The organism is Streptomyces sp. NPDC001406 (genome assembly GCF_042895285.1).
Taxonomy (GTDB): domain Bacteria; phylum Actinomycetota; class Actinomycetes; order Streptomycetales; family Streptomycetaceae; genus Streptomyces.
Genome location: NZ_JBIAWG010000005.1, coordinates 81,936 through 102,942, shown reverse-complemented (window position 1 = coordinate 102,942; position 21,007 = coordinate 81,936). Strand labels below are relative to the sequence as shown.

The 21,007-nt window shown below is 69.4% G+C and carries 18 protein-coding genes and 1 tRNA gene; 16 read left to right on the top strand and 3 right to left on the bottom strand.

The window, feature by feature from the left end:
• The first annotated feature begins 595 nt into the window (after window positions 1–595).
• The gene (locus ACFY1J_RS13495; protein WP_390708902.1) at window positions 596–793 is read left to right on the top strand and encodes a hypothetical protein; all 198 of its coding nucleotides are present in this window, start codon (window positions 596–598) and stop codon (window positions 791–793) included.
• 254 nt (window positions 794–1,047) lie between these two features.
• Here ACFY1J_RS13495 and ACFY1J_RS13490 read toward each other — a convergent pair whose 3' ends face one another.
• Entirely contained in the window at window positions 1,048–2,004 is a 957-nt protein-coding gene (locus tag ACFY1J_RS13490; RefSeq protein WP_390708903.1) for a hypothetical protein, read from the bottom strand.
• Window positions 2,005–2,199: 195 nt separating this feature from the next.
• Window positions 2,200–2,271, bottom strand: a tRNA-Arg gene (locus tag ACFY1J_RS13485).
• Window positions 2,272–2,435: 164 nt separating this feature from the next.
• On the opposite strand from ACFY1J_RS13485, the gene ACFY1J_RS13480 reads away from it, so the two are divergent.
• The 9 genes from ACFY1J_RS13480 to ACFY1J_RS13440 all read left to right on the top strand — a co-directional run bounded on the left by ACFY1J_RS13480 (window position 2,436) and on the right by ACFY1J_RS13440 (window position 15,197).
• Entirely contained in the window at window positions 2,436–2,924 is a 489-nt protein-coding gene (locus tag ACFY1J_RS13480) for a response regulator (RefSeq protein ID WP_390731245.1), read from the top strand.
• Window positions 2,925–3,183: 259 nt separating this feature from the next.
• Window positions 3,184–4,173 (top strand): ArgS-related anticodon-binding protein NrtL, encoded by a 990-nt coding sequence (gene nrtL, locus ACFY1J_RS13475; protein WP_390731244.1) that lies wholly within the window; start codon window positions 3,184–3,186, stop codon window positions 4,171–4,173.
• Between the two features lie 57 nt (window positions 4,174–4,230).
• Window positions 4,231–5,622, top strand: a complete 1,392-nt coding sequence (gene lysA, locus ACFY1J_RS13470; protein ID WP_390708906.1) for a diaminopimelate decarboxylase — start codon at window positions 4,231–4,233, stop codon at window positions 5,620–5,622.
• A 150-nt stretch (window positions 5,623–5,772) separates the two neighbouring features.
• Entirely contained in the window at window positions 5,773–7,062 is a 1,290-nt protein-coding gene (locus tag ACFY1J_RS13465) for a homoserine dehydrogenase (RefSeq protein ID WP_390708990.1), read from the top strand.
• A 6-nt stretch (window positions 7,063–7,068) separates the two neighbouring features.
• Window positions 7,069–8,127 carry a threonine synthase gene (gene thrC / locus ACFY1J_RS13460; protein ID WP_390708907.1) on the top strand — a complete coding sequence of 353 codons (1,059 nt, stop codon included), beginning with the start codon at window positions 7,069–7,071 and terminating at the stop codon, window positions 8,125–8,127.
• 359 nt (window positions 8,128–8,486) lie between these two features.
• Window positions 8,487–9,404: a homoserine kinase gene (gene thrB, locus ACFY1J_RS13455; RefSeq protein ID WP_263212677.1), complete on the top strand. Its 918-nt coding sequence runs from the start codon at window positions 8,487–8,489 to the stop codon at window positions 9,402–9,404.
• Window positions 9,405–9,809: 405 nt separating this feature from the next.
• The gene (rho, locus tag ACFY1J_RS13450) at window positions 9,810–11,849 is read left to right on the top strand and encodes a transcription termination factor Rho (protein WP_390708908.1); all 2,040 of its coding nucleotides are present in this window, start codon (window positions 9,810–9,812) and stop codon (window positions 11,847–11,849) included.
• Window positions 11,850–12,071: 222 nt separating this feature from the next.
• On the top strand, window positions 12,072–13,793 hold the full coding sequence (locus tag ACFY1J_RS13445) for a trypsin-like serine protease (RefSeq protein ID WP_390708991.1): 1,722 nt from the start codon (window positions 12,072–12,074) through the stop codon (window positions 13,791–13,793).
• 207 nt (window positions 13,794–14,000) lie between these two features.
• A complete protein-coding gene (locus ACFY1J_RS13440; RefSeq protein WP_390708909.1) occupies window positions 14,001–15,197 on the top strand; it encodes an LCP family protein in 1,197 nt (398 codons plus the stop codon).
• 10 nt (window positions 15,198–15,207) lie between these two features.
• Here the strand turns inward: ACFY1J_RS13440 and ACFY1J_RS13435 are convergent, their stop codons facing one another.
• A complete protein-coding gene (locus tag ACFY1J_RS13435; protein WP_390708910.1) occupies window positions 15,208–15,372 on the bottom strand; it encodes a hypothetical protein in 165 nt (54 codons plus the stop codon).
• Between the two features lie 204 nt (window positions 15,373–15,576).
• Here ACFY1J_RS13435 and rpmE point away from each other — a divergent pair, with 204 nt between their 5' ends.
• The 6 genes from rpmE (at window position 15,577) to glyA (ending at window position 20,873) form a co-directional block, all read left to right on the top strand.
• Complete coding sequence (gene rpmE, locus ACFY1J_RS13430; RefSeq protein ID WP_014675000.1) at window positions 15,577–15,801, top strand: 50S ribosomal protein L31; 225 nt, start codon at window positions 15,577–15,579, stop codon at window positions 15,799–15,801.
• Between the two features lie 109 nt (window positions 15,802–15,910).
• Window positions 15,911–16,978 carry a peptide chain release factor 1 gene (gene prfA / locus ACFY1J_RS13425; RefSeq protein WP_390708911.1) on the top strand — a complete coding sequence of 356 codons (1,068 nt, stop codon included), beginning with the start codon at window positions 15,911–15,913 and terminating at the stop codon, window positions 16,976–16,978.
• Between the two features lie 79 nt (window positions 16,979–17,057).
• Window positions 17,058–17,897: a peptide chain release factor N(5)-glutamine methyltransferase gene (gene prmC / locus ACFY1J_RS13420; RefSeq protein ID WP_363294269.1), complete on the top strand. Its 840-nt coding sequence runs from the start codon at window positions 17,058–17,060 to the stop codon at window positions 17,895–17,897.
• Window positions 17,898–17,949: 52 nt separating this feature from the next.
• Window positions 17,950–18,597: an L-threonylcarbamoyladenylate synthase gene (locus ACFY1J_RS13415; RefSeq protein ID WP_390708912.1), complete on the top strand. Its 648-nt coding sequence runs from the start codon at window positions 17,950–17,952 to the stop codon at window positions 18,595–18,597.
• Window positions 18,594–19,274, top strand: coding sequence for a protein-tyrosine-phosphatase (locus tag ACFY1J_RS13410; protein ID WP_390708913.1), 681 nt, complete (start codon window positions 18,594–18,596; stop codon window positions 19,272–19,274). The genes ACFY1J_RS13415 and ACFY1J_RS13410 overlap by 4 nt, the downstream gene beginning before the upstream one ends.
• Before the next feature lie 360 nt (window positions 19,275–19,634).
• Window positions 19,635–20,873, top strand: coding sequence for a serine hydroxymethyltransferase (gene glyA / locus ACFY1J_RS13405; protein WP_390708914.1), 1,239 nt, complete (start codon window positions 19,635–19,637; stop codon window positions 20,871–20,873).
• Window positions 20,874–21,007 lie beyond the last annotated feature (134 nt).

Below are 21,007 nucleotides of genomic sequence, written 5' to 3'. Positions count from 1 at the left end.
CAGGCATGAGCGCCAGACCTGGAGAAGGTCTGCACGTGGCTCGCGGAGAATTCCCTCCCTCTATCGGCTCTGAGGGAATCCAGCATCGCTGAGGACGTCCATTACCGGCTGGCCTACAGGCTGGATGGCAAGTTGGCTGCCAAGGACACGTACAAGCGTCGTCGGCGCTGCTTCAACGCCGCCATGGCGTACGCGATCCGAAAGGAGTACCTGGACGAAAGCCCACTTGCTGGATTGGAGCGGCCCGCCACTGCTGCTAGTGGTCCGATCGACCCGCGAGTACTCATGAACGCAGTACAGGGGCGGGAGTTCCTGACGGCCGTCTCCTATGTTGGGTCGGTACACCGAAACCGAGGAAGGCGTCTGGTGCCTCCTTCGGCTGCATCCTGTACGCCGCGATGCGCTCGGCGGAAGTCGTGGGGCTGTGACTGGCGGACTGCCACTTGCCGCAAACGGGTTGGGGCGCGCTCACCCTTCGGGAAACACGTCGGGCAAGAAATGGACCGACTCAGGCGACCGGCACGACACGCGCGGACTGAAGATGCGGGACCCCGAGGCAGACCGCCCGGTGCCGATTCCGCCCATCTTGGTAGCGATGCTCCAGGCGCACGTGAAGGAGTTCGGCACCGCGGCCGACGGCCGGCTGTTCCAGAACGAGCGGGGCGGCCTGGTCGGCACGTCCAGCTACTGGCGCGTCTGGCAGGAGGCGCGGCCCCTCGCCTTCCCGCTGCACAAGGTCACGTCCCCGCTGGCCCAGAAGCCCTACGACGGGCGCGCCACGTGCATCAACTGACTGGCTCCGCTCCGGTCTTCCCGTTGCGGAGGTAGCCCGCCGCGCGGGCACCTCCCCGGAGGTCATCGACCGCCACTACGCGGGCTGCCTCGACAACAGTGAAGCTGAGGACAACAAGAAGATCGAAAAGGCGATGGGGTGGGGAGGGGAGGATGGGGCCGACGCCTAGAGCGGATCTATTGTGAGCAGCGCCAAACAACGAGAGAGCGGGACCCATTGGCGCCGGGGTGCGCTCTCTCGGGTGGATATCTGCTCTATGTCGTGCTGGGTGGAGTATCCGCGCTGGCATTCGGCGGTGAGGCCGTCGTACCCGAAACCATGGCTTGGACCAGAGAGGTAACAATTTCCGCCCGTTGCGCGTCACTCAGCTTGGCGTCAGCCGCTAGGCGTTCGGCAGCCAGGTAGCGTGCGAACTCAAGCGGCTGCTCAAAGTAGGCCCGCAGGTGTCCAGCTGAGGCTTCTTGAGACCGGACGAACGTCCCGCTGACGTAGCCGGCCAAGGCAGCTGACACTCCGCCCAAGGCCCCAGCCACAACGCTGCCCGTCGTCGTGCTGGCCGTCAGCGCAACGATGACGAAGGCAAATAGAAGAGTGAAGCCGATCCCCATAGCTATCTGGGCATTGCGGAACGACCGCTTGGCCTGACTCAGTGCGATGCCGTGATAGTGATCCAGCCTGGCGTGCGTCAGGGTCCATAGCTCCGACAGCGTGAGTAGGTTTCGTTCATTGGGTGGGACGGCTTCCGCTCGCGTGCTTGGATCCCTTGAAACGGAGTCTTCACGCCCGTTTGCGTCCGTAGGCTCGGGGCTTCCGTTTCCGGTCGGACTACCATCACCTCGGTCTAGGAACTGTTGCAGTTGCTGGACCAGGTCGGAGGCATTCTCACCACCGCGAACCGTGATCTCTGCGTCGCCGTATGTCAGAGTGACGGAACCTGACGGACGCAGAGCGCGCTCCAAGCCCTGTTCTGCTTGTCGAACGCGTCGTCGGCTATCTGCTATGTCGGACGCTTCGCGCCGGTCGACACGGTATGCCGACCAAGCTAAGTAGGCTGGCGCCAGACCTGAAGCAACGGTCACCGCAGCTTCCGCTTCTCCCAAGTGAAAGATCAGGGCAAGGCCAATCGCAGCACCTGCGCCTATCAGGGCAAACGCCAGGTACGCCAGACCGGCGCGTGCCTGTCTCTGGCCGGAGCCCCCACCGTTCTCCATGAGGCAACATCTTGGCGTATGTCGTTCACATCTGATCCCGTAATGCGGATCTCGCCCGCAGAGGGGGTCTATCGCAGGTCTACCGCGATCAGCGCGCGGCAACGACAAAGAGCGGGACCCAGTGAGACTGGCTCCCGCTCTTCATGCTTGGCATCTGCGCTGGTCAACCACATGACTGTGCTGGTTGAGGCGAAGTGCCCCCGGCAGGATTCGAACCTGCGCACACGGCTCCGGAGGCCGTTGCTCTATCCCCTGAGCTACGGGGGCGTCCGCTGTGGAGCTGTTCGCTCCTGGCGACGGGTAGAACACTACCAGCTCCCTCGGGGTGTTCATGAACGGGTTTACGGCTGGACGGAGAGGGGGCCTCGCTCGCGTGGGTGGAAGTGGGGAAAAGCCGGACGCGGTGGCCGGTGCGGACCTACTCTCGAGTTGTGCCGGGCGCGTCGGGTCGGGTGCTTGTTGTGGACGACAACAAGGTCATCCGGCAGCTGATCAGGGTCAATCTTGAGCTGGAGGGGCTTGAGGTCGTGACCGCGGCCGATGGTGCCGAGTGTCTGGATGTGGTTCATGAGGTGCGGCCCGATGTCGTGACCCTGGACGTGGTCATGCCCCGGCTGGACGGCCTGCGGACCGCCGCCCTGCTGCGTGCCGACCCCCGGACTCGTGATCTTCCCCTCGCCATCGTCAGTGCCTGCACCCAGTACGAGGTCGAGGGCGGGCTGGACATCGGGGTCGACGCCTTTCTCGCCAAGCCGTTCGAGCCCGCCGAACTCGTGAGCGTCGTAAGGCAGTTGATCGAGCGGGGGCGTGGCGGGCCGGTCGGCGGGGACGAGGGGGAGCCTGTCCTTGGTGGCTCCTTCGATTCCGGAGAGGAACAGGTCGGGCTTTCGACGGAGCGTGCCGGTCGGGCCGGTGCCTGATCCACACAGCGCCGCGCCCGAGAGATCCTGAGAGCGCCTGCGCATAGAGGCATTGATCGACCCCAGGCCAACCCCGCGCCAACCCCGCGCCAACCCAAGATCAGCCCCCGAGCCGGCCCAAGGCCACCCCAAGCCAACCCAAAGAGCCAACCCAAAGTCCGCAAGTCCGCCCCCAAGCCCGCCCCCACCCCGTCCACATCCCGGACCCCACCCCAAACCGACTCGCATACCCACCCCCCTCCTCCCATACGCTTGTCCCGTGACCCCCGTCGAGCTCTCCCGCACCGTACTGCGCGCGGTGCGTCGTGCTGTTGATGAAGGGGAGCTGAGTGTGACCGTTCCGGAGCGGGTCGTGGTCACGCCGCCGGGGCCCGGGGGGTGTGGCGACTACGCCACCAACATCGCGCTCCAGCTCGCCCGGCCCGCCGGACAGCCGCCGTTGCGCGTCGCCGAGATTCTGCGGCCGCATCTCGTGCGGGCCGAGGGGGTCGGTGACGTCGTCGTCACCGGGCCCGGGTTCATCAACATCTGTCTGGCGGGTGAGGCCGATCCCGTTGGCTCCCTGGTTCGGGAGATCCGGGAGCGCGGGGAGGCGTACGGCCACGGCGATGCCCTTGCCGGGGAAGTCGTCGAGTTGCGTGTGCCGTACGAAGCCCGTGCCGAGGTCGTTGCCGACGTGCTCGTGCGGATCGTTGCCGCTCAGGGTGGGCGGGTGGAGATCGATCACCGTGAGCCCGTCAATCTGCGGCCCGTCCCCGCCCCGGAGGACCCCGCCCCGCTCGGCCCCGATGCCGCCCGCTGGGCCCTGCTCCACCCCGCGCCGCACGACCGGCCGCGGATCACCGCCGACCATCTCGTGCAGCGCGAGGGGAATCCTCTCTTCCGTGTCCGGTACGCCCATGCCCGCACCCGGGCGCTCAGCCGCAATGCCGCCCGGCTCGGTTTCGACGCCGAGCCTGGCGACATCGCGGATATCAGGGACGTAGAGGTACGCGATCTCGTCGGCGCCCTCGCCGACTACCCCCGTATCGTCACCGCGGCCGCCACCCACCGTGCCCCGGACCGGCTCGCCCGGCATCTCGTCACCGTCGCCGATGCCGCTCTGCCTTTTCTGCCTGCCGTGCTTCCGTACGGGGACGAGAAACCCTCGGCCGCCCACCGTGCCCGGCTCGCCCTCGCCGAAGCCGCCGGGACGGTGCTGGCCGGTGGCCTGTCCCTGCTCGGTATCGACGCACCCGATCACCTCTGAGCGCGCCCGCAGAAGAAACAGAAGCAACGCCCAGAGAGCCCACAGAGAGCCATAGACATGAGCCGTTCCGCACATCCCGCCGGGCCCCGTCACGCCGATGTCCTCACCGAGGGGCACTACTCCGCCCCGCCCGCCGACCTCAACGCCCTCGACGCCAAGGTGTGGGCCCAGACCGTCACCCGTGATCAGCAGGGTGTCGTCAGCGTCGGCGGCATCGACGTGAAGCGGATTGCCGAGGAGTTCGGTACGCCCGCCTACGTCCTCGACGAGGCCGACTTCCGGGCCCGGGCCCGGGCGTGGCGTACGGCTTTCGGGCAGGACGCCGATGTCTTCTACGCCGGGAAGGCGTTCCTCTCGCGTGCTGTCGTGCGGTGGCTGCACGAGGAGGGGCTCAACCTCGACGTGTGCTCCGGCGGTGAGCTGGCCACCGCCCTCTCCGCCGGTATGCCCGCCGACCGCATCGCCTTCCACGGCAACAACAAGTCCGTCGCCGAGATCGAGCGGGCCGTCGACGCGGGTGTGGGGCGGATCGTTCTCGATTCCTTCCAGGAGATCGCGCGCGTCGCCCATGTCGCCGAGTCGCTCGGGAAGCGGCAGCGCGTGCAGATCCGGATCACCGTCGGCGTCGAGGCTCACACGCACGAGTTCATCGCCACCGCCCATGAGGACCAGAAGTTCGGGATCCCGCTGGCCGGCGGGCAGGCGGCGGAGGCCGTGCGGCGTGCCCTTCGGCTCGACGGGCTGGAGCTGATCGGGATCCACTCGCACATCGGGTCGCAGATCTTCGACATGTCCGGGTTCGAGGTCGCCGCCCATCGCGTGGTGGGCCTGCTGAAGGACATCCGGGACGAGCACGGTGTCGAGCTGCCCGAGATCGACCTCGGGGGCGGCCTCGGGATCGCGTACACGAGTGACGACGATCCGCGTGAGCCCCATGAGATCGCCAAGGCGCTGACCGAGATCGTCAGCCGCGAGTGCGAGTCCGCCAGGCTGCGCACTCCCCGTATCTCCGTCGAGCCCGGGCGTGCCATCGTCGGGCCCACCGCCTTCACGCTCTACGAGGTCGGCACCATCAAGCCCCTCGACGGGCTGCGTACGTACGTCTCCGTCGACGGCGGCATGTCGGACAACATCCGCACCGCTCTCTACGACGCCGAGTACAGCGTCGCCCTCGCCTCCCGCACCTCCGACGCCGAGCCCATGCTCGTGCGCGTCGTCGGCAAGCACTGCGAGAGCGGGGACATCGTGGTCAAGGACGCGTTCCTGCCGGCCGACCTGGCACCGGGTGACCTCATCGCGATCCCGGCCACCGGTGCCTACTGCCGGTCCATGGCCAGCAACTACAACCATGTGCTCCGGCCGCCCGTCGTCGCGGTGAACGACGGCGAGGCCCGGGTGATCGTCCGCCGCGAGACGGAGGAGGACCTCCTGCGTCTCGACGTCGGCTGAGCAGCAAAGAAACGGGACCGGAAGATCTCCGGTCTCTCTGTCCCGGCAGAATGAAATAGATATCTCACGATCCGGACGAAGGGTAGAAACTCCCGTCCGGTGAGTGAGACTGGTGCAACCGTAGACGGTATGAGGAAACGAGGTCGGATGATGCGTACGCGTCCGCTGAAGGTGGCGCTGCTGGGCTGTGGGGTTGTCGGCTCAGAGGTGGCGCGCATCATGACGACGCACGCCGAAGACCTCGCCGCGCGGATCGGTGCCCCGGTGGAACTGGCCGGCGTCGCCGTACGGCGGCCGTCCAAGGTCCGGGAAGGCATCGACCCGGCTCTCGTCACCACCGACGCGACCGCCCTCGTCAAACGCGGCGACATCGACGTCGTGGTCGAGGTGATCGGTGGCATCGAGCCCGCGCGGGGCCTCATCACCACCGCCTTCGAGCACGGGGCCTCCGTGGTCTCGGCCAACAAGGCGCTGCTGGCCCAGGACGGGGCCGCCCTGCACGCCGCCGCCGAGGCGAACGGCAAGGACCTCTACTACGAGGCCGCCGTCGCCGGTGCCATCCCGCTGATCCGGCCGCTGCGCGAGTCCCTGGCCGGCGACAAGGTCAACCGGGTGCTCGGCATCGTCAACGGCACGACCAACTTCATCCTCGACAAGATGGACTCCACGGGGGCGGGCTACCAGGAGGCCCTCGACGAGGCGACTGCGCTCGGGTACGCGGAAGCCGACCCCACCGCCGACGTCGAGGCCTTCGACGCCGCCGCCAAGGCCGCGATCCTCGCCGGTATCGCCTTCCACACACGCGTGCGCCTCGACGACGTCTACCGCGAGGGCATGACCGAGGTCACCGCGGCCGACTTCGCCTCGGCGAAGGAGATGGGCTGCACCATCAAGCTGCTCGCCATCTGCGAGCGGGCCGCGGACGGGGGCTCGGTCACCGCGCGCGTGCACCCCGCGATGATTCCGCTGAGCCACCCGCTCGCCTCCGTGCGCGGCGCGTACAACGCCGTGTTCGTCGAGTCGGATGCCGCCGGGCAGCTCATGTTCTACGGCCCGGGCGCGGGCGGCGCTCCCACCGCCTCTGCCGTTCTCGGCGACCTCGTCGCCGTCTGCCGCAACCGGCTCAGCGGGGCAACGGGGCCCGGCGAGTCGGCGTATGCCGCGCTGCCCGTCTCGCCCATGGGCGAGGTCGTGACCCGCTACCACATCAGCCTCGACGTCGCCGACAAACCGGGTGTTCTCGCCCAGGTGGCGACCGTCTTCGCCGAGCACGGGGTGTCGATCGATACGGTTCGGCAGCAGGGCAAGGACGGCGAGGCCTCCCTCGTCGTCGTCACCCACCGCGCGTCCGACGCCTCCCTGACCGGGACCGTCGAGGCGCTGCGCAAGCTCGACACCGTGCGGGGTGTCGCCAGCATCATGCGGGTTGAAGGAGAGTAACCAGCAATGACCCACCAGTGGCGCGGAATCATCGAGGAGTACCGGGACCGGCTGCCGGTATCCGACACCACGCCGGTCGTGACGCTCCGCGAGGGCGGCACGCCCCTCGTGCCCGCGCAGGTGCTCTCCGAGCGCACGGGCTGCGAGGTCCACCTCAAGGTGGAGGGCGCGAATCCGACCGGGTCCTTCAAGGACCGCGGTATGACCATGGCCATCAGCAAGGCCAAGGAGGAGGGGGCCAAGGCGGTCATCTGCGCCTCCACGGGCAATACGTCCGCCTCCGCCGCCGCCTACGCCGTGCGTGCCGGGATGGTCTGCGCCGTACTGGTGCCGCGCGGGAAGATCGCGCTCGGCAAGATGGGCCAGGCCCTCGTGCACGGCGCGAAGATCCTCCAGGTCGACGGCAACTTCGACGACTGCCTCACGCTCGCCCGCAATCTGAGCGACAACTACCCCGTGGCGCTGGTCAATTCGGTGAACCCGGTGCGTATCGAGGGTCAGAAGACGGCCGCCTTCGAGATCGTGGACATGCTGGGCGACGCCCCGGACATCCATGTGCTGCCGGTGGGCAACGCGGGCAACATCACCGCGTACTGGAGGGGGTACCGGGAGTACGCCGCCGACGGCGTGTCGACCAGGACTCCGCGCATGTGGGGCTTCCAGGCCTCCGGCAGTGCGCCGATCGTGCGCGGCGAGGTCGTCAAGGACCCCTCGACGATCGCCACCGCCATCCGTATCGGCAACCCGGCGTCCTGGCAGTACGCACTGGCGGCGCGGGACGAGTCCGGCGGTCTCATCGACGAGGTGACGGACCGTGAAATCCTGCGCGCCTACCGGCTGTTGGCCGCGCAGGAAGGTGTTTTCGTGGAGCCCGCGTCCGCCGCTTCGGTGGCCGGTCTGCTGAAGGCCGCCGAGCAGGGCAAGGTCGACCCGGGTCAGCGGATCGTGTGCACGGTCACCGGCAACGGCCTCAAGGACCCGGACTGGGCCGTCGCCGGCGCACCGCAGCCGGTCACCGTTCCGGTCGACGCGGTGGCGGCGGCCGAGCGGCTGGGCCTCGCCTGAGGTTCGAGGTCTGAGGTCTGAGGCTTGTCGCCTGAGGCCCGACGCCCGAGGCAGGCCCGCCCGTGGCCTGCTCCGGGTGCGCTCGGGGAACGCCCCCGGGCAACCTGAGAACCGCTCGTGGCGTCCTAATCTGGGAAGTCCCTAGAAGGGGGGCACAGGGGGCTTGCGACACGCATCGTGCGCCTCCTGTGCGCCCTATGTCGCCACAGAACCTTCCTTCGATAGGCTGTAGTCAACCCGCCCGCCGCATATGCCTGCGCATCAGGCAGGGCGCCGCGCCGTTTCAGCGGCCCGAGGGTCCTCACATCCCTATCGAATGTCATTCGACAATCACGCAGCTCAAGGAGAGTCATCGAGCGATGGCCGGTCCAGCGTTCCGCGCCGCCGCCGTCCGGGTGCGCGTCCCCGCCACCAGCGCCAACCTCGGCCCGGGCTTCGACGCCCTCGGCCTCGCGCTGGGGCTCTACGACGACGTCGTCGTCCGGGTGGCCGACTCCGGGCTGCACATCGACATCGCGGGTGAGGGCAGCGAGACGCTGCCGCGAGACGAGAGTCACCTTCTCGTACGGTCCCTGCGCACCGCCTTCGATCTGCTGGGCGGGCAGCCCCGCGGCCTGGAAATCGTCTGCGCCAACCGCATTCCGCACGGCCGCGGCCTGGGCTCCTCCTCCGCCGCCATCTGCGCCGGCATCGTCGCCGCCCGCGCCGTGACCATAGGCGGAGAGGCGAAGCTCGACGACACGGCCCTGCTCGAACTCGCCACGGAGATCGAGGGCCACCCCGACAACGTCGCGGCCTGTCTGCTGGGCGGTTTCACGCTCTCCTGGATGGAGGGCGGCGCCGCGCGGGCCATCAGGATGGAGCCCAACGATTCCATCGTTCCGGTGGTTTTCGTGCCCGGAAAGCCGGTCCTGACCGAGACCGCGCGCGGCCTGCTGCCGCGCACCGTGCCGCACGTCGACGCCGCCGCCAACGCGGGCCGTGCCGCCCTGCTCGTAGAGGCCCTGACCAGGCGCCCCGAGCTGCTGCTGCCCGCCACCGAGGACCGCCTCCACCAGGAGTACCGCGCCCCGGCCATGCCGGAGAGCGCCGCGCTGGTGGAGCGGCTGCGCGCCGACGGGATCCCGGCCGTCATCTCGGGCGCCGGGCCCACCGTCATGGCACTGGCCGACGCCGGGACCGCCGACAAGGTGGAGGCCCTGGCCGGCGTGGACTGGGCCGCCAACCGGCTGAGCCTGGATGTCCAGGGAGCGAGCGTGCTGCCGCTTGCGACCTGACACACGGTTGCCGGATTTGGAGAGGGGGAATGTTTGTTGGATCCGGTAGTGTTAACCTCAAGTCTGCACCCGACCCCACCATGGCGAGGTGCTTCGTGTCCCCGTCCGGGACAGACATTCTTCCGGGAGTCTCCCAAGCCACTCCGTATTCCGTACGCCGTACCTGGGCAGTACGCCGTACGCGGGCACTGAGCGGGCCACTGGGCACACTCCGGAATCGGTGCGACCGCGCCGCGTGACACTGGGTGCCACGGCCCGTCGGGGAAGCGCCATCACCAGATATCTCTTCCGCCGCTTTGGCGGACCACCGCCCCGGCTTGGTTCACAGAGACAGAACCGATGCCGGACAGCACAACCGGTCGCCGAGCCAGACAGGCCGACGTCCGCTCCAGGGAAGGACCCTTCGTGAGCGACACCACCGATCTGATGGGCGCACGTGTCGAGGAGACCGCTGCCGCGCCCGCCACGGACGCCTCCGCGCCTGCCACCGGTGCCGGCTCCCGGCGGCGCCGCGGTACCGGCCTCGAGGGCATGGTGCTGGCCGAGCTGCAGCAGGTCGCATCCGGCCTCGGCATCAGGGGCACCGCGCGTATGCGCAAGAGCCAGCTGATCGAGGTCATCAAGGAGGCGCAGGCCGGCGGCGGAGCCGCCCCCAAGGCCGCGGCTCCCGCCGCAGACGCTGCCGAGACCAAGCCGAAGCGCCGGACCACCTCCCGGGCCCGTACGGGCGAGGAGGCGGAGAAGAAGGCGGAGGCCAAGTCCGAGGCGCCCGCCGAGAAGGCCGTGGCGCAGCAGCAGATCGAGATCCCCGGCCAGCCGGCGGGCGGCACCGCCCGCGCGGGCGAAGCCGAGCGTGGGGCAGACGACGCCCCGACCGAGCGTCGCCGTCGCCGTGCCACCGCCGAGGCGGGCAGCCCGACGGCTGCTCAGGCGGGCAGCACCGAGACGATCGCCGCCGAGGCGAAGAGCGAGGCCAAGGCCGAGTCGCCGGCCCCGCAGGCGCAGGGCGAGGCCAAGGGCGAAGCCGGTGACGGCGAGGGCCGTGGCCGCCGGGACCGCCGTGAGCGCGGCCGCGACCGTGACCGTGACCGGGACCGCCGCAGCAAGGGCGACGAGCAGCAGGGCCAGGGCGGCCAGCGCCAGCAGCAGGGCCAGCAGCAGGGCGGCGGCCGTCAGGACCGGGGCCAGCAGGACGACGACGACTTCGAGGGCGGCCGCCGTGGCCGTCGCGGCCGCTACCGCGACCGTCGTGGCCGCCGTGGCCGTGACGAGTTCGCCGGCAACGAGCCGCAGCTCGCCGAGGACGACGTCCTGATCCCCGTCGCGGGCATCCTGGACATCCTCGACAACTACGCCTTCATCCGTACGTCGGGCTACCTGCCGGGTCCCAACGACGTGTACGTCTCCCTCGCCCAGGTCCGCAAGAACGGCCTGCGCAAGGGCGACCACGTCACCGGTGCGGTCCGTCAGCCCAAGGAGGGCGAGCGCCGCGAGAAGTTCAACGCGCTGGTCCGCCTCGACTCCGTCAACGGCATGGCGCCCGAACACGGCCGTGGCCGCCCGGAGTTCAACAAGCTGACGCCGCTGTACCCGCAGGACCGGCTCCGTCTGGAGACCGACCCGGGCGTGCTGACGACCCGCATCATCGACCTTGTCGCGCCGATCGGTAAGGGCCAGCGCGGTCTGATCGTGGCCCCGCCGAAGACCGGCAAGACCATGATCATGCAGGCGATCGCCAACGCGATCACCCACAACAACCCCGAGTGCCACCTGATGGTCGTCCTCGTCGACGAGCGTCCGGAAGAAGTCACCGACATGCAGCGGTCGGTCAAGGGCGAGGTCATCTCCTCGACCTTCGACCGCCCGGCCGAGGACCACACCACGGTCGCCGAGCTCGCCATCGAGCGCGCCAAGCGTCTGGTGGAGCTGGGTCACGACGTCGTCGTACTGCTCGACTCGATCACGCGTCTGGGCCGTGCGTACAACCTCGCCGCCCCGGCCTCCGGCCGCATCCTGTCCGGTGGTGTCGACTCGACCGCCCTGTACCCGCCGAAGCGGTTCTTCGGTGCCGCGCGGAACATCGAGGACGGTGGCTCGCTCACCATCCTGGCCACCGCGCTCGTCGACACCGGGTCCCGCATGGACGAGGTGATCTTCGAGGAGTTCAAGGGCACCGGCAACGCCGAGCTCAAGCTCGACCGGAAGCTCGCCGACAAGCGCATCTTCCCGGCGGTGGACGTCGACGCGTCCGGTACCCGTAAGGAAGAGATCCTGCTCGGCTCCGACGAGCTCGCCATCGTATGGAAGCTGCGCCGGGTGCTGCACGCGCTCGACCAGCAGCAGGCGATCGAACTGCTCCTCGACAAGATGAAGCAGACCAAGTCGAACGCCGAGTTCCTGCTGCAGATCCAGAAGACGACGCCGATGCCCGGCAACGGGGACTGAGGCACACAGCCGTCCGAAAGGCCGCCCCCCGTCACAGCAGTGACGGGGGGCGGCCTTTTGACGCTGAGAGGAGTGGGCGCGCCTCGCGTCCCTTCCGTCTCATGTTCCTCTGGGGGGACTTTCTTGACCACGACTCCGTCCGGCGGCCGTCACAGACGCCGGATACGCATCGCCCTGCCCGTCGCCGCCGCCGGTGTCGCCGCGGCCGTCGCTGCCGCGCTGATGACCTCCTCCGCCGGCGCGGCCACCTCAGTGCCGACCCCCACGGTCAAGCCGGCCATCGGCTCGCCCTCGCTCTCCACCCTGGAGAAGCGCGTCGCGGGCGCCCTCGCCGGTGACGACACCGCGGGACAGACGACCAAGAAGTCGTCCCTGAGCGCGAGCACCGGCACCAGCACCGCCACGGTCGACCCGAAGATCATCGGTGGCACTCAGACCACCATCACCAGCGCGCCGTGGATGGCTCAGCTCTGGTACTACGACGACAAGGGCACCACCGACGAGAGCGACGACATCGGCTTCTTCTGCGGCGGCTCGGTCGTCTCGCCGACGAAGATCCTCACCGCCGCGCACTGCGTGAAGGGTTACAACTGGGCGGCCAACGGCGCCGTCCTCACCGGCACGTCCCAGCTGCCGACCAGCGACAGCTCCGGCAACACGGACCTGCACGGCGGCACTGCGACCGCCGTACTGCGCCAGTGGAACCACCCGTCGTACAGCTCGACGACGATCGACAACGACATCGCCGTCCTCAGCTTGGACGCCCCGGTCAAGGCCACGCCGATCCGGATGACGACGTCCGGCGACACCGCCTCCTACGCCGCGGGCACCAGCGCCAAGCTCTACGGCTGGGGCCGCACCAGCTCCACCACCCAGGACATCTCCGACACGCTGAAGACGGCCACGCTGCCGATCCAGTCGGACACCACCTGCTCCGGCTTCTACAGCACGGACTTCGTCAAGGGCCACATGGTCTGCGCGGGCAACCCCGCCACCGGCAGCGACACCGGAACCACCTCCGCCTGCAACGGCGACTCCGGTGGCCCGCTCGTGGTGAACGGCCGGATCGTCGGCGTCGTCTCCTGGGGCGTCGTGGACTGTGTGCAGAAGGGCGCCTACAGCGTCTTCACCAAGGTGAGCACGTACGTCGGTGCCGCCTACGCGCAGGTCGACGACGGCAACCTGAGCTACACCGACGGCAAGGCCGACCTGTGGGTGCGCAACGCCTCCACCAAGACCGGCTACGAGAAGGACTCCAAGGGCACGTCGTTCGGCGCCCGGATCTCCTGGGGCAACTGGAACGGCGTGAACGTCGTCCTGCAGACCGACCTCAACCGGGACGGCATCGAGGACCTCGTGGTCCGCGACAGCGGCACCGGTGACGTCTACTGGATGCACTACGTCCTGTCCAGCGGCTCCTGGTCGCAGACCAAGATCTTCACCGGCTGGAAGACCCGCCTGCGCATCATCGCCCCCGGCGATGTCACCGGCGACTACCTGCCCGACGTGCTGTCCGTCGACTCCGCCGGCACGCTGTGGATCTACCCCGGCAAGGGCAACGGCACCTTCGCCGCCCGCGTCCAGGTCGGCACGGGCTGGAACCAGTACAACATGGTGCGCGGCCACGGCGACTTCAACGGCGACGGCAAGGCCGACCTGCTCGCTCGCAAGAGCAGCACCGGCGACCTGTACCTGTACAAGGGCACCGGCAAGTCCGGCACCGGCGCGTTCTCCACCCGCGTCAAGGTGCGCAGCGCCTGGACCGGATACAACGCCTTCGACGCGGTCGGTGACATCAGCGGCGACGGCAAGGCCGACTTCCTGGCCCGTACGCCCGGCGGCACGCTCTACCTCTACAAGGGCACCGGCAAGGCGACCAGCGAGATCTTCGCCACACGGATCTCCGTCGGTACCGACTTCAAGCAGTACGACATTTTCGGCTGAAATCGCAGGTGAGCGGGTTTGATCCCGTTTGCTCGGCTACACAGGGTGCCCATCGCTTCACGCGGTGGGCACTTTGCTTTGTGCAACCCTTTCCCGAGTTTCTCCGTCTGACCCGATGGAGTGACGATGGTGCGGTATGGGTCACTACGACCCGGCCCGTCCGCGAAAGCAGGGGGTACACCGACCGGGACCAGAACCGAGGAGCACATGTCCGCCGAGAGCATGCCGCAGGCCGGCATACCCGAGCCCGGCAGCAGCGAGCCCGGCAGCACCGAGACGGGCACCACCGGGACGGGCGCCGAGCCCGGCACGAGCCGGCCGCGGGGCCGCGGCGGCCGGGGCTGCCGTCGCAAGCCCCGCAGCGGTCGCAGCAAGGCGCTGCTCGTCACCGCCTGGACGGCCGCGGGCATCCTGGTGCTGGGGGGCACCGGCGCCGGGTACCTGTACTTCAAGCTCAACGGCAACCTCAAGAGCGTCGACATCAACCAGGCCCTCGGCAGCGAGCGCCCGATGAAGGTCGACAACGGCTCCGAGAACATCCTGGTCCTCGGCTCGGACACCCGCTCCGGCTCCAACAAGGAGCTGGGCGGCGGCACCGACGACGGCAGCGCCCGCTCCGACACGGCGATGGTCGTCCACGTCTACGAGGGCCACAAGAAGGCGAGCGTGGTCTCCATCCCGCGCGACACCCTCATCGACCGCCCCGCGTGCACCGACGCCAACGGCACGGAGCACGCCGCCGCCTCGGGCGTGATGTTCAACTCCGCCTACTCCACCGGCGGTGCGGCCTGCGCGGTGAAGACGGTCGAGTCCCTCACCGGCATCCGCATGGACCACTATCTGGAGGTCGACTTCTCCGGCTTCCAGAAGCTCATCGACGACCTCGGCGGGGTCACGGTCACCACGACCAGGAACATCGAGGACGCCGAGAGCCATCTGCACCTCAAGGCCGGCACGCACACCCTGACCGGCAAGCAGGCCCTCGGCCTGGTCCGCACCCGGCACGGTGTCGGCGACGGCTCCGACCTCGGCCGCATCCAGCTCCAGCAGGCCTTCATCAAGGCCCTGGTCGACCAGGTCAAGCAGGTCGGCGTCCTGACCAGCCCCAAGAAGCTGTTCGACCTCGCCGACACCGCGACCAAGGCGGTCACCACCGACTCCGACCTGGGCTCGGTGAACTCGCTGATGGACTTCGCGAACGGTCTGAAGGGCATCGGTTCGTCGCACATGAAGATGGTCACGATGCCGGTGCAGTACGACCCCGCGAACCCCAACCGGGTCGTCGTCGCCGAGGCCAAGGCCAAGCAGGTGTGGACCGCTCTGAGCAACGACCTGCCGATCCCGCCGAGCGCGACGAAGGGCACGGCCACGGGCGGGGCCAAGGGCGTGGTGACGGCGTCGTAGGCGCCACGGATCAGTCGAACCACCGGTCGGTGGACCGGTGCGGATCCAGCCCCATCGCCGAGAACCCGTCCTCCCCGCCCCTCGCCCGCACGCCCAGCCTGCGCAGAGCCTGGGAGATCGGGCTCCCGTCCGCCGCGAACGGCTCCCCCTCCTCGACGCGCAGCGGCCCGAGCACGAGGGCACGGCTCCCACACGGCGGCCTGCTGCCCGCCCACGCCACTCGTAGCTCGTCCCCGCTCCCGGACCCCCGGGAATAGAACGCCTCACCCCCCGGTTTTGGGGGATGCGGCCAGTCCTGGCAGACTGGTACGTCGGCCCCGGTTCACGCCTCCGCAGCCCGCGGTTGCGACCCGGTGCCCTCCCGAACCTAGGAGACACCTTGAAGCGCGACATCCACCCCGCGTACGTCGAGACGCAGGTCAGCTGCACCTGTGGCGCGTCGTTCACCACCCGTAGCACCATCGAGTCCGGCACCATCCGGGCCGAGGTCTGCTCCGAGTGCCACCCGTTCTACACGGGCAAGCAGAAGATCCTCGACACCGGTGGCCGTGTGGCCCGCTTCGAGGCCCGCTTCGGCAAGGCTGCCGCCGGCTCCAAGAAGTAGCGAGCCCCATTTCGCCGGTCCACGGCTGTGTCCCGCCTTCGGGACGCGCCGGGACCGGCGTTTTTGGTCGCCCGCCTTCCCCCTTTCCGAGCAGTACAGGAGCCCCAAGATGTTCGAGGCCGTCGAGGAACTCGTCGGTGAGCACGCCGACCTGGAGACGAAGCTCGCCGACCCGTCGGTCCACGCCGACCAGGCCAACGCGCGCAAGCTGAACAAGCGCTACGCCGAGCTCACCCCGATCGTCGCCACGTACCGCTCCTGGAAGCAGACCGGCGACGACATCGAGACCGCACGCGAACTCGCCGCCGACGACCCCGACTTCGCCGCCGAGGTCAAGGAGCTGGACAAGCAGCGCGAGGAACTCACCGAGAAGCTGCGCTTCCTGCTCATCCCGCGGGACCCGAGTGACGACAAGGACGTCATTCTGGAGATCAAGGCGGGCGCCGGCGGCGACGAGTCGGCGCTGTTCGCGGGGGACCTGCTGCGCATGTACCTGCGCTACGCCGAGCGCGTCGGCTGGAAGGCCGAGATCATCGACTCCACCGAGTCCGAGCTCGGCGGCTACAAGGACGTCCAGGTCGCGGTGAAGACCCGCGGCCAGACCGAGCCCGGCCAGGGTGTGTGGGCCCGGCTGAAGTACGAGGGCGGAGTGCACCGCGTGCAGCGGGTGCCGGCCACCGAGTCCCAGGGCCGTATCCACACCTCCGCCGCCGGTGTCCTCGTCACCCCCGAGGCCGAGGAGGTCGACGTCGAGATCAATCCGAACGACCTCCGCATCGACGTCTACCGGTCCTCCGGGCCCGGCGGCCAGTCCGTCAACACCACCGACTCCGCGGTGCGCATCACGCACATTCCCACCGGAGTCGTCGCCTCCTGCCAGAACGAGAAGAGCCAGCTGCAGAACAAGGAGCAGGCTCTGCGTATCCTGCGCTCCAGGCTGCTCGCGGCGGCGCAGGAGGAGGCCGAGAGGGAGGCCGCCGACGCCCGCCGCAGCCAGGTCCGCACCGTCGACCGCTCCGAGAAGATCCGTACGTACAACTTCCCGGAGAATCGCATTTCGGACCACCGCGTCGGCTTCAAGGCGTACAACCTTGACCAGGTCCTGGACGGCGACCTCGACGCGGTGATCCAGGCCTGCGTCGACGCGGACTCGGCGGCCAAGCTCGCGGCCGCGTAAGGCGAGTCACGAAGTACCGAATACCCGGAGGACGAGCGTGCAGCAAGATTTTGGGGGGCGACCCCCAAGCCCCCGCAGCGTGCTGCTCGCGGAGGTGGCCCAGGCCGCCCAGCGGCTGGCCGACGCCGGCGTGCCCTCGCCGCGCAACGACGCGGAGGAGCTCGCCGCGTTCGTGCACGGCGTGAAGCGGGGCCAACTGCACTCCGTGAAGGACTCCGACTTCGACGCCCGCTACTGGGAGGTCATCGCCCGGCGCGAGCAGCGTGAGCCGCTCCAGCACATCACCGGGCGCGCCTACTTCCGGTACCTGGAGCTCCAGGTCGGGCCGGGCGTCTTCGTGCCGCGGCCGGAGACCGAGTCGGTGGTCGGCTGGGCCATAGACGCCGTGCGGGCCATGGACGTGGTCGAACCGCTCATCGTCGACCTGTGCACCGGCTCCGGGGCCATCGCGCTCGCCCTCGCCCAGGAGGTCCCGCGCTCGCGCGTGCACGCCGTGGAGCTGTCCGAGGAAGCCCTCCAGTGGACCCGCAAGAACATGGAGGGCTCCCGGGTCGACCTGCGGCAGGGCAACGCCCTGGACGCCTTCCACGACCTCGACGGCCAGGTCGACCTGGTCATCTCCAACCCGCCGTACATCCCGCTCACCGAGTGGGAGTACGTCGCCCCCGAGGCCCGTGACTACGACCCCGACCTGGCGTTGTTCTCGGGCGAGGACGGTCTCGACCTCATCCGGGGCCTGGAACGCACCGCGCACCGGCTGCTGCGTCCCGGTGGCGTCGTCGTGATCGAGCACGCCGACACCCAGGGGGGCCAGGTGCCATGGATCTTCACCGAGGAGCGGGGCTGGGCCGACGCGGCCGACCACCCGGACCTCAACAACCGCCCGCGCTTCGCGACCGCCCGCCGGGCGTTGCCGTGAGCACGCCCCGGACTTCAAGCCAGCAGTACGTGTACGAGGAGGCCAGCTAGACATGGCACGGCGATACGACACCAACGACGCGACCGACCGTGCGACGGGTCTGCGCGAGGCCGCGTCCGCCGTCCGCCGGGGCGAACTCGTGGTGCTGCCGACCGACACGCTGTACGGCATCGGCGCCGACGCGTTCTCCTCGGAGGCCGTGGCCGATCTGCTGGAGGCCAAGGGCCGGGGCCGCAACATGCCCACCCCTGTCCTGATCGGCTCGCCGAACACGCTTCACGGTCTCGTCACCGACTTCTCCGAGCTGGCCTGGGAACTGGTCGACGCGTTCTGGCCGGGCGGCCTCACGCTCGTCGCCAGGCACCAGCCGTCCCTGCAGTGGGACCTCGGCGACACCCGTGGCACCGTTGCCGTGCGCATGCCGCTGCACCCGGTCGCCATCGAACTGCTCACCGACGTCGGCCCGATGGCCGTGTCGTCCGCGAACATCACCGGCCACCCGGCGCCGGAGGACTGCGACGCGGCCCAGCAGATGCTCGGCGACTCCGTCTCGGTCTACCTCGACGGCGGCCCGACCCCCGGCAACGTGCCCTCGTCGATCGTCGACGTCACCGGCGACGTGCCGCTGCTGCTGCGCGCGGGCGCGATCTCGGCGGAGGAGCTGCGCAAGGTCGTACCCGACCTCGAGGTGGCGAATTGACAGCCCCTGAAGCGGGGCGTGGCATAGGCAACGGGGAACGTGCAGCGGAGATTACGACCACCTTCGTCGGGCTTCCGCGCGACAGCTTCCGCATCCTCCACGTCAGCACCGGCAACGTGTGCCGCTCGCCGATCACCGAGCGGCTGACCCGGCATTTCGTGAAACAGCGGCTCGGCGTCCTCGGCGGCGGGCTGATCGTGGAGAGCGCGGGCACCTGGGGTCATGAGGGCGCGCCCATGGAGGCCAACGCGGAGACCGTGCTGGCCGAGTTCGGCGCGGACGCCTCCGGCTTCACCGGCCGGGAGCTGCTGGACGAACACGTCATCATGGCCGACCTGGTGCTGACCGCGACCCGCGACCATCGCGCCCAGGTCATCTCCATGGGCCACTCGGCCGGCCTGCGCACCTTCACGCTGAAGGAGTTCACCCGTCTGGTCCGCGCGATAGACCCGGCGACCCTGCCGCCCCTGGAGGACGGCCTGGTCGCCCGTGCGCGCGCCCTGGTCCGCGCCGCGGCGGCGCTACGCGGGTGGCTGCTGGCCCCGACGGCGGAGGCGGACGAGGTCTACGACCCGTACGGGGCGCCGCTGACGTTCTTCCGTTCGATCGGCGACGAAATACACGAGGCACTGGACCCGGTGGTCACGGCCCTGACCGGGGTACCGGCACGCACCTAGCGGCTGCCGGTGCGCGGTCGCACCAGTGGCGGTCGGTGCCGCGTGCCTGGTGGCTTCCGGTGCTTGTCGCGCTGATGGTGGTCGGTTCCGTGCCTGTGGCTTCCGGTGCCGTCGCGCCGGTGGCCGTCGACACCGCGCATCTGGTGGCTTCCGGTGTTGTCGCACCGGTGGTGGTCGACCCCGTGCCTGGTGGCTGCCGGTGGCGTCGCATCGGCCGTCGTCGACGCCCTGTGCCCGGCAACTCCTGGTGCCGTCGCGAACTCCTGGTGCCGTCGCACCGGTGGTCGTAGACGTCGCGCAGCCCGTGCTGGGCGGGCCTACATTGGACCTACGTCACCGTCGACCGCCCGGGAGCCCGCCATGTCGGTCACCCATACCCTTGAGGCCGATGTCCTGCGGCGGCAGGACCCCGAGCTGGCCGAGATCCTGCTGGGGGAAGTCGACCGGCAGTCGACGACGCTGCAGCTGATCGCGGCCGAGAACTTCACCTCCCCGGCCGTGCTGGCCGCGCTGGGCTCACCGCTCACCAACAAGTACGCCGAGGGCTATCCCGGGGCCCGCTACCACGGCGGCTGCGAGATCGTGGACGTCGCCGAGCGCATCGCGATCGAGCGGGCCAGGGCGCTGTTCGGGGCCGACCACGCCAACGTCCAGCCGCACTCGGGCTCGTCGGCCGTCCTGGCGGCCTACGCGGCCCTGCTGCAGCCCGGTGACACCGTCCTCGCCCTCGGGCTGCCGTACGGCGGACACCTCACCCATGGCTCCCCGGCCAACTTCTCGGGCCGCTGGTTCGACTTCGTGGGGTACGGGGTCGACGCGGAGACCGGGCTCATCGACCACGACCAGGTGCGCCACCTCGCCCGCAACCACCGGCCCAAGGCCGTCGTGTGCGGCTCCATCGCCTACCCCCGCCACATCGACTACGCCTTCTTCCGTGAGGTCGCCGACGAGGTGGGGGCGTATCTGATCGCGGACGCCGCGCATCCGATCGGGCTCGTCGCCGGGGGAGCGGCGCCCAACCCGGTGCCGTACGCCGACATCGTGTGCGCGACGACACACAAGGTGCTGCGCGGGCCGCGCGGCGGGATGATCCTGTGCGGCGGCGAGCTGGCCGAGCGCGTCGACCGGGCCGTGTTCCCGTTCACCCAGGGCGGCGCGCAGATGCACACCATCGCCGCCAAGGCCGTCGCGTTCGGCGAGGCGGCGACGGCGGCGTTCTCCGTGTATGCGCATCAGGTGGTCGCCAACGCGAAGGTCCTGGCCTCCGAGCTGGCCGACGAGGGTCTCGCCGTCACCACCGGCGGCACCGACACCCATCTGATCACCGCCGACCCGTCGCCGCTGGGCGTCGACGGACGCGCCGCACGCGGCCGGCTGGCGGCCGCCGGGATGGTGCTGGACTGCTGCGCCCTGCCGCACGGCGACGCACGCGGGCTGCGCCTGGGCACGGCGGCGCTGACCACCCAGGGCATGGGAGAGCCGGAGATGGCGCGGATCGCCGTGCTGATGGCGGGGGTGCTGCGAAGTGAGATCGACCCCACCGGGGCGCGTGACGAGGTGCGGGAACTGGCCGGTAGATTTCCGCCGTATCCCGGCTGAGCGGGGGTAGACGCACGGAAGTGGACCCTCGTACACAGCCTTGCGTGCAACCATCGTCGCTACCCGGAAGTCCCCACTGATATGCGTACGTCGCTAGGGTGTGGGGCTGTGATGGCCAGCGAGACCTGTGGGGA

Coding starts and splice junctions, on each gene's coding strand:
- ACFY1J_RS13440 (WP_390708909.1), top strand. CDS start 14,001: ATGTCCGCCGAGAGCATGCCGCAGGCCGGCATACCCGAGCCCGGCAGC.
- ACFY1J_RS13465 (WP_390708990.1), top strand. CDS start 5,773: ATGCGTACGCGTCCGCTGAAGGTGGCGCTGCTGGGCTGTGGGGTTGTC.
- ACFY1J_RS13415 (WP_390708912.1), top strand. CDS start 17,950: ATGGCACGGCGATACGACACCAACGACGCGACCGACCGTGCGACGGGT.
- thrB (WP_263212677.1), top strand. CDS start 8,487: ATGGCCGGTCCAGCGTTCCGCGCCGCCGCCGTCCGGGTGCGCGTCCCC.
- ACFY1J_RS13445 (WP_390708991.1), top strand. CDS start 12,072: ATGACCTCCTCCGCCGGCGCGGCCACCTCAGTGCCGACCCCCACGGTC.
- prfA (WP_390708911.1), top strand. CDS start 15,911: ATGTTCGAGGCCGTCGAGGAACTCGTCGGTGAGCACGCCGACCTGGAG.
- lysA (WP_390708906.1), top strand. CDS start 4,231: ATGAGCCGTTCCGCACATCCCGCCGGGCCCCGTCACGCCGATGTCCTC.
- ACFY1J_RS13495 (WP_390708902.1), top strand. CDS start 596: ATGCTCCAGGCGCACGTGAAGGAGTTCGGCACCGCGGCCGACGGCCGG.
- thrC (WP_390708907.1), top strand. CDS start 7,069: ATGACCCACCAGTGGCGCGGAATCATCGAGGAGTACCGGGACCGGCTG.
- ACFY1J_RS13490 (WP_390708903.1), bottom strand. CDS start 2,004: ATGGAGAACGGTGGGGGCTCCGGCCAGAGACAGGCACGCGCCGGTCTG.
- glyA (WP_390708914.1), top strand. CDS start 19,635: ATGTCGGTCACCCATACCCTTGAGGCCGATGTCCTGCGGCGGCAGGAC.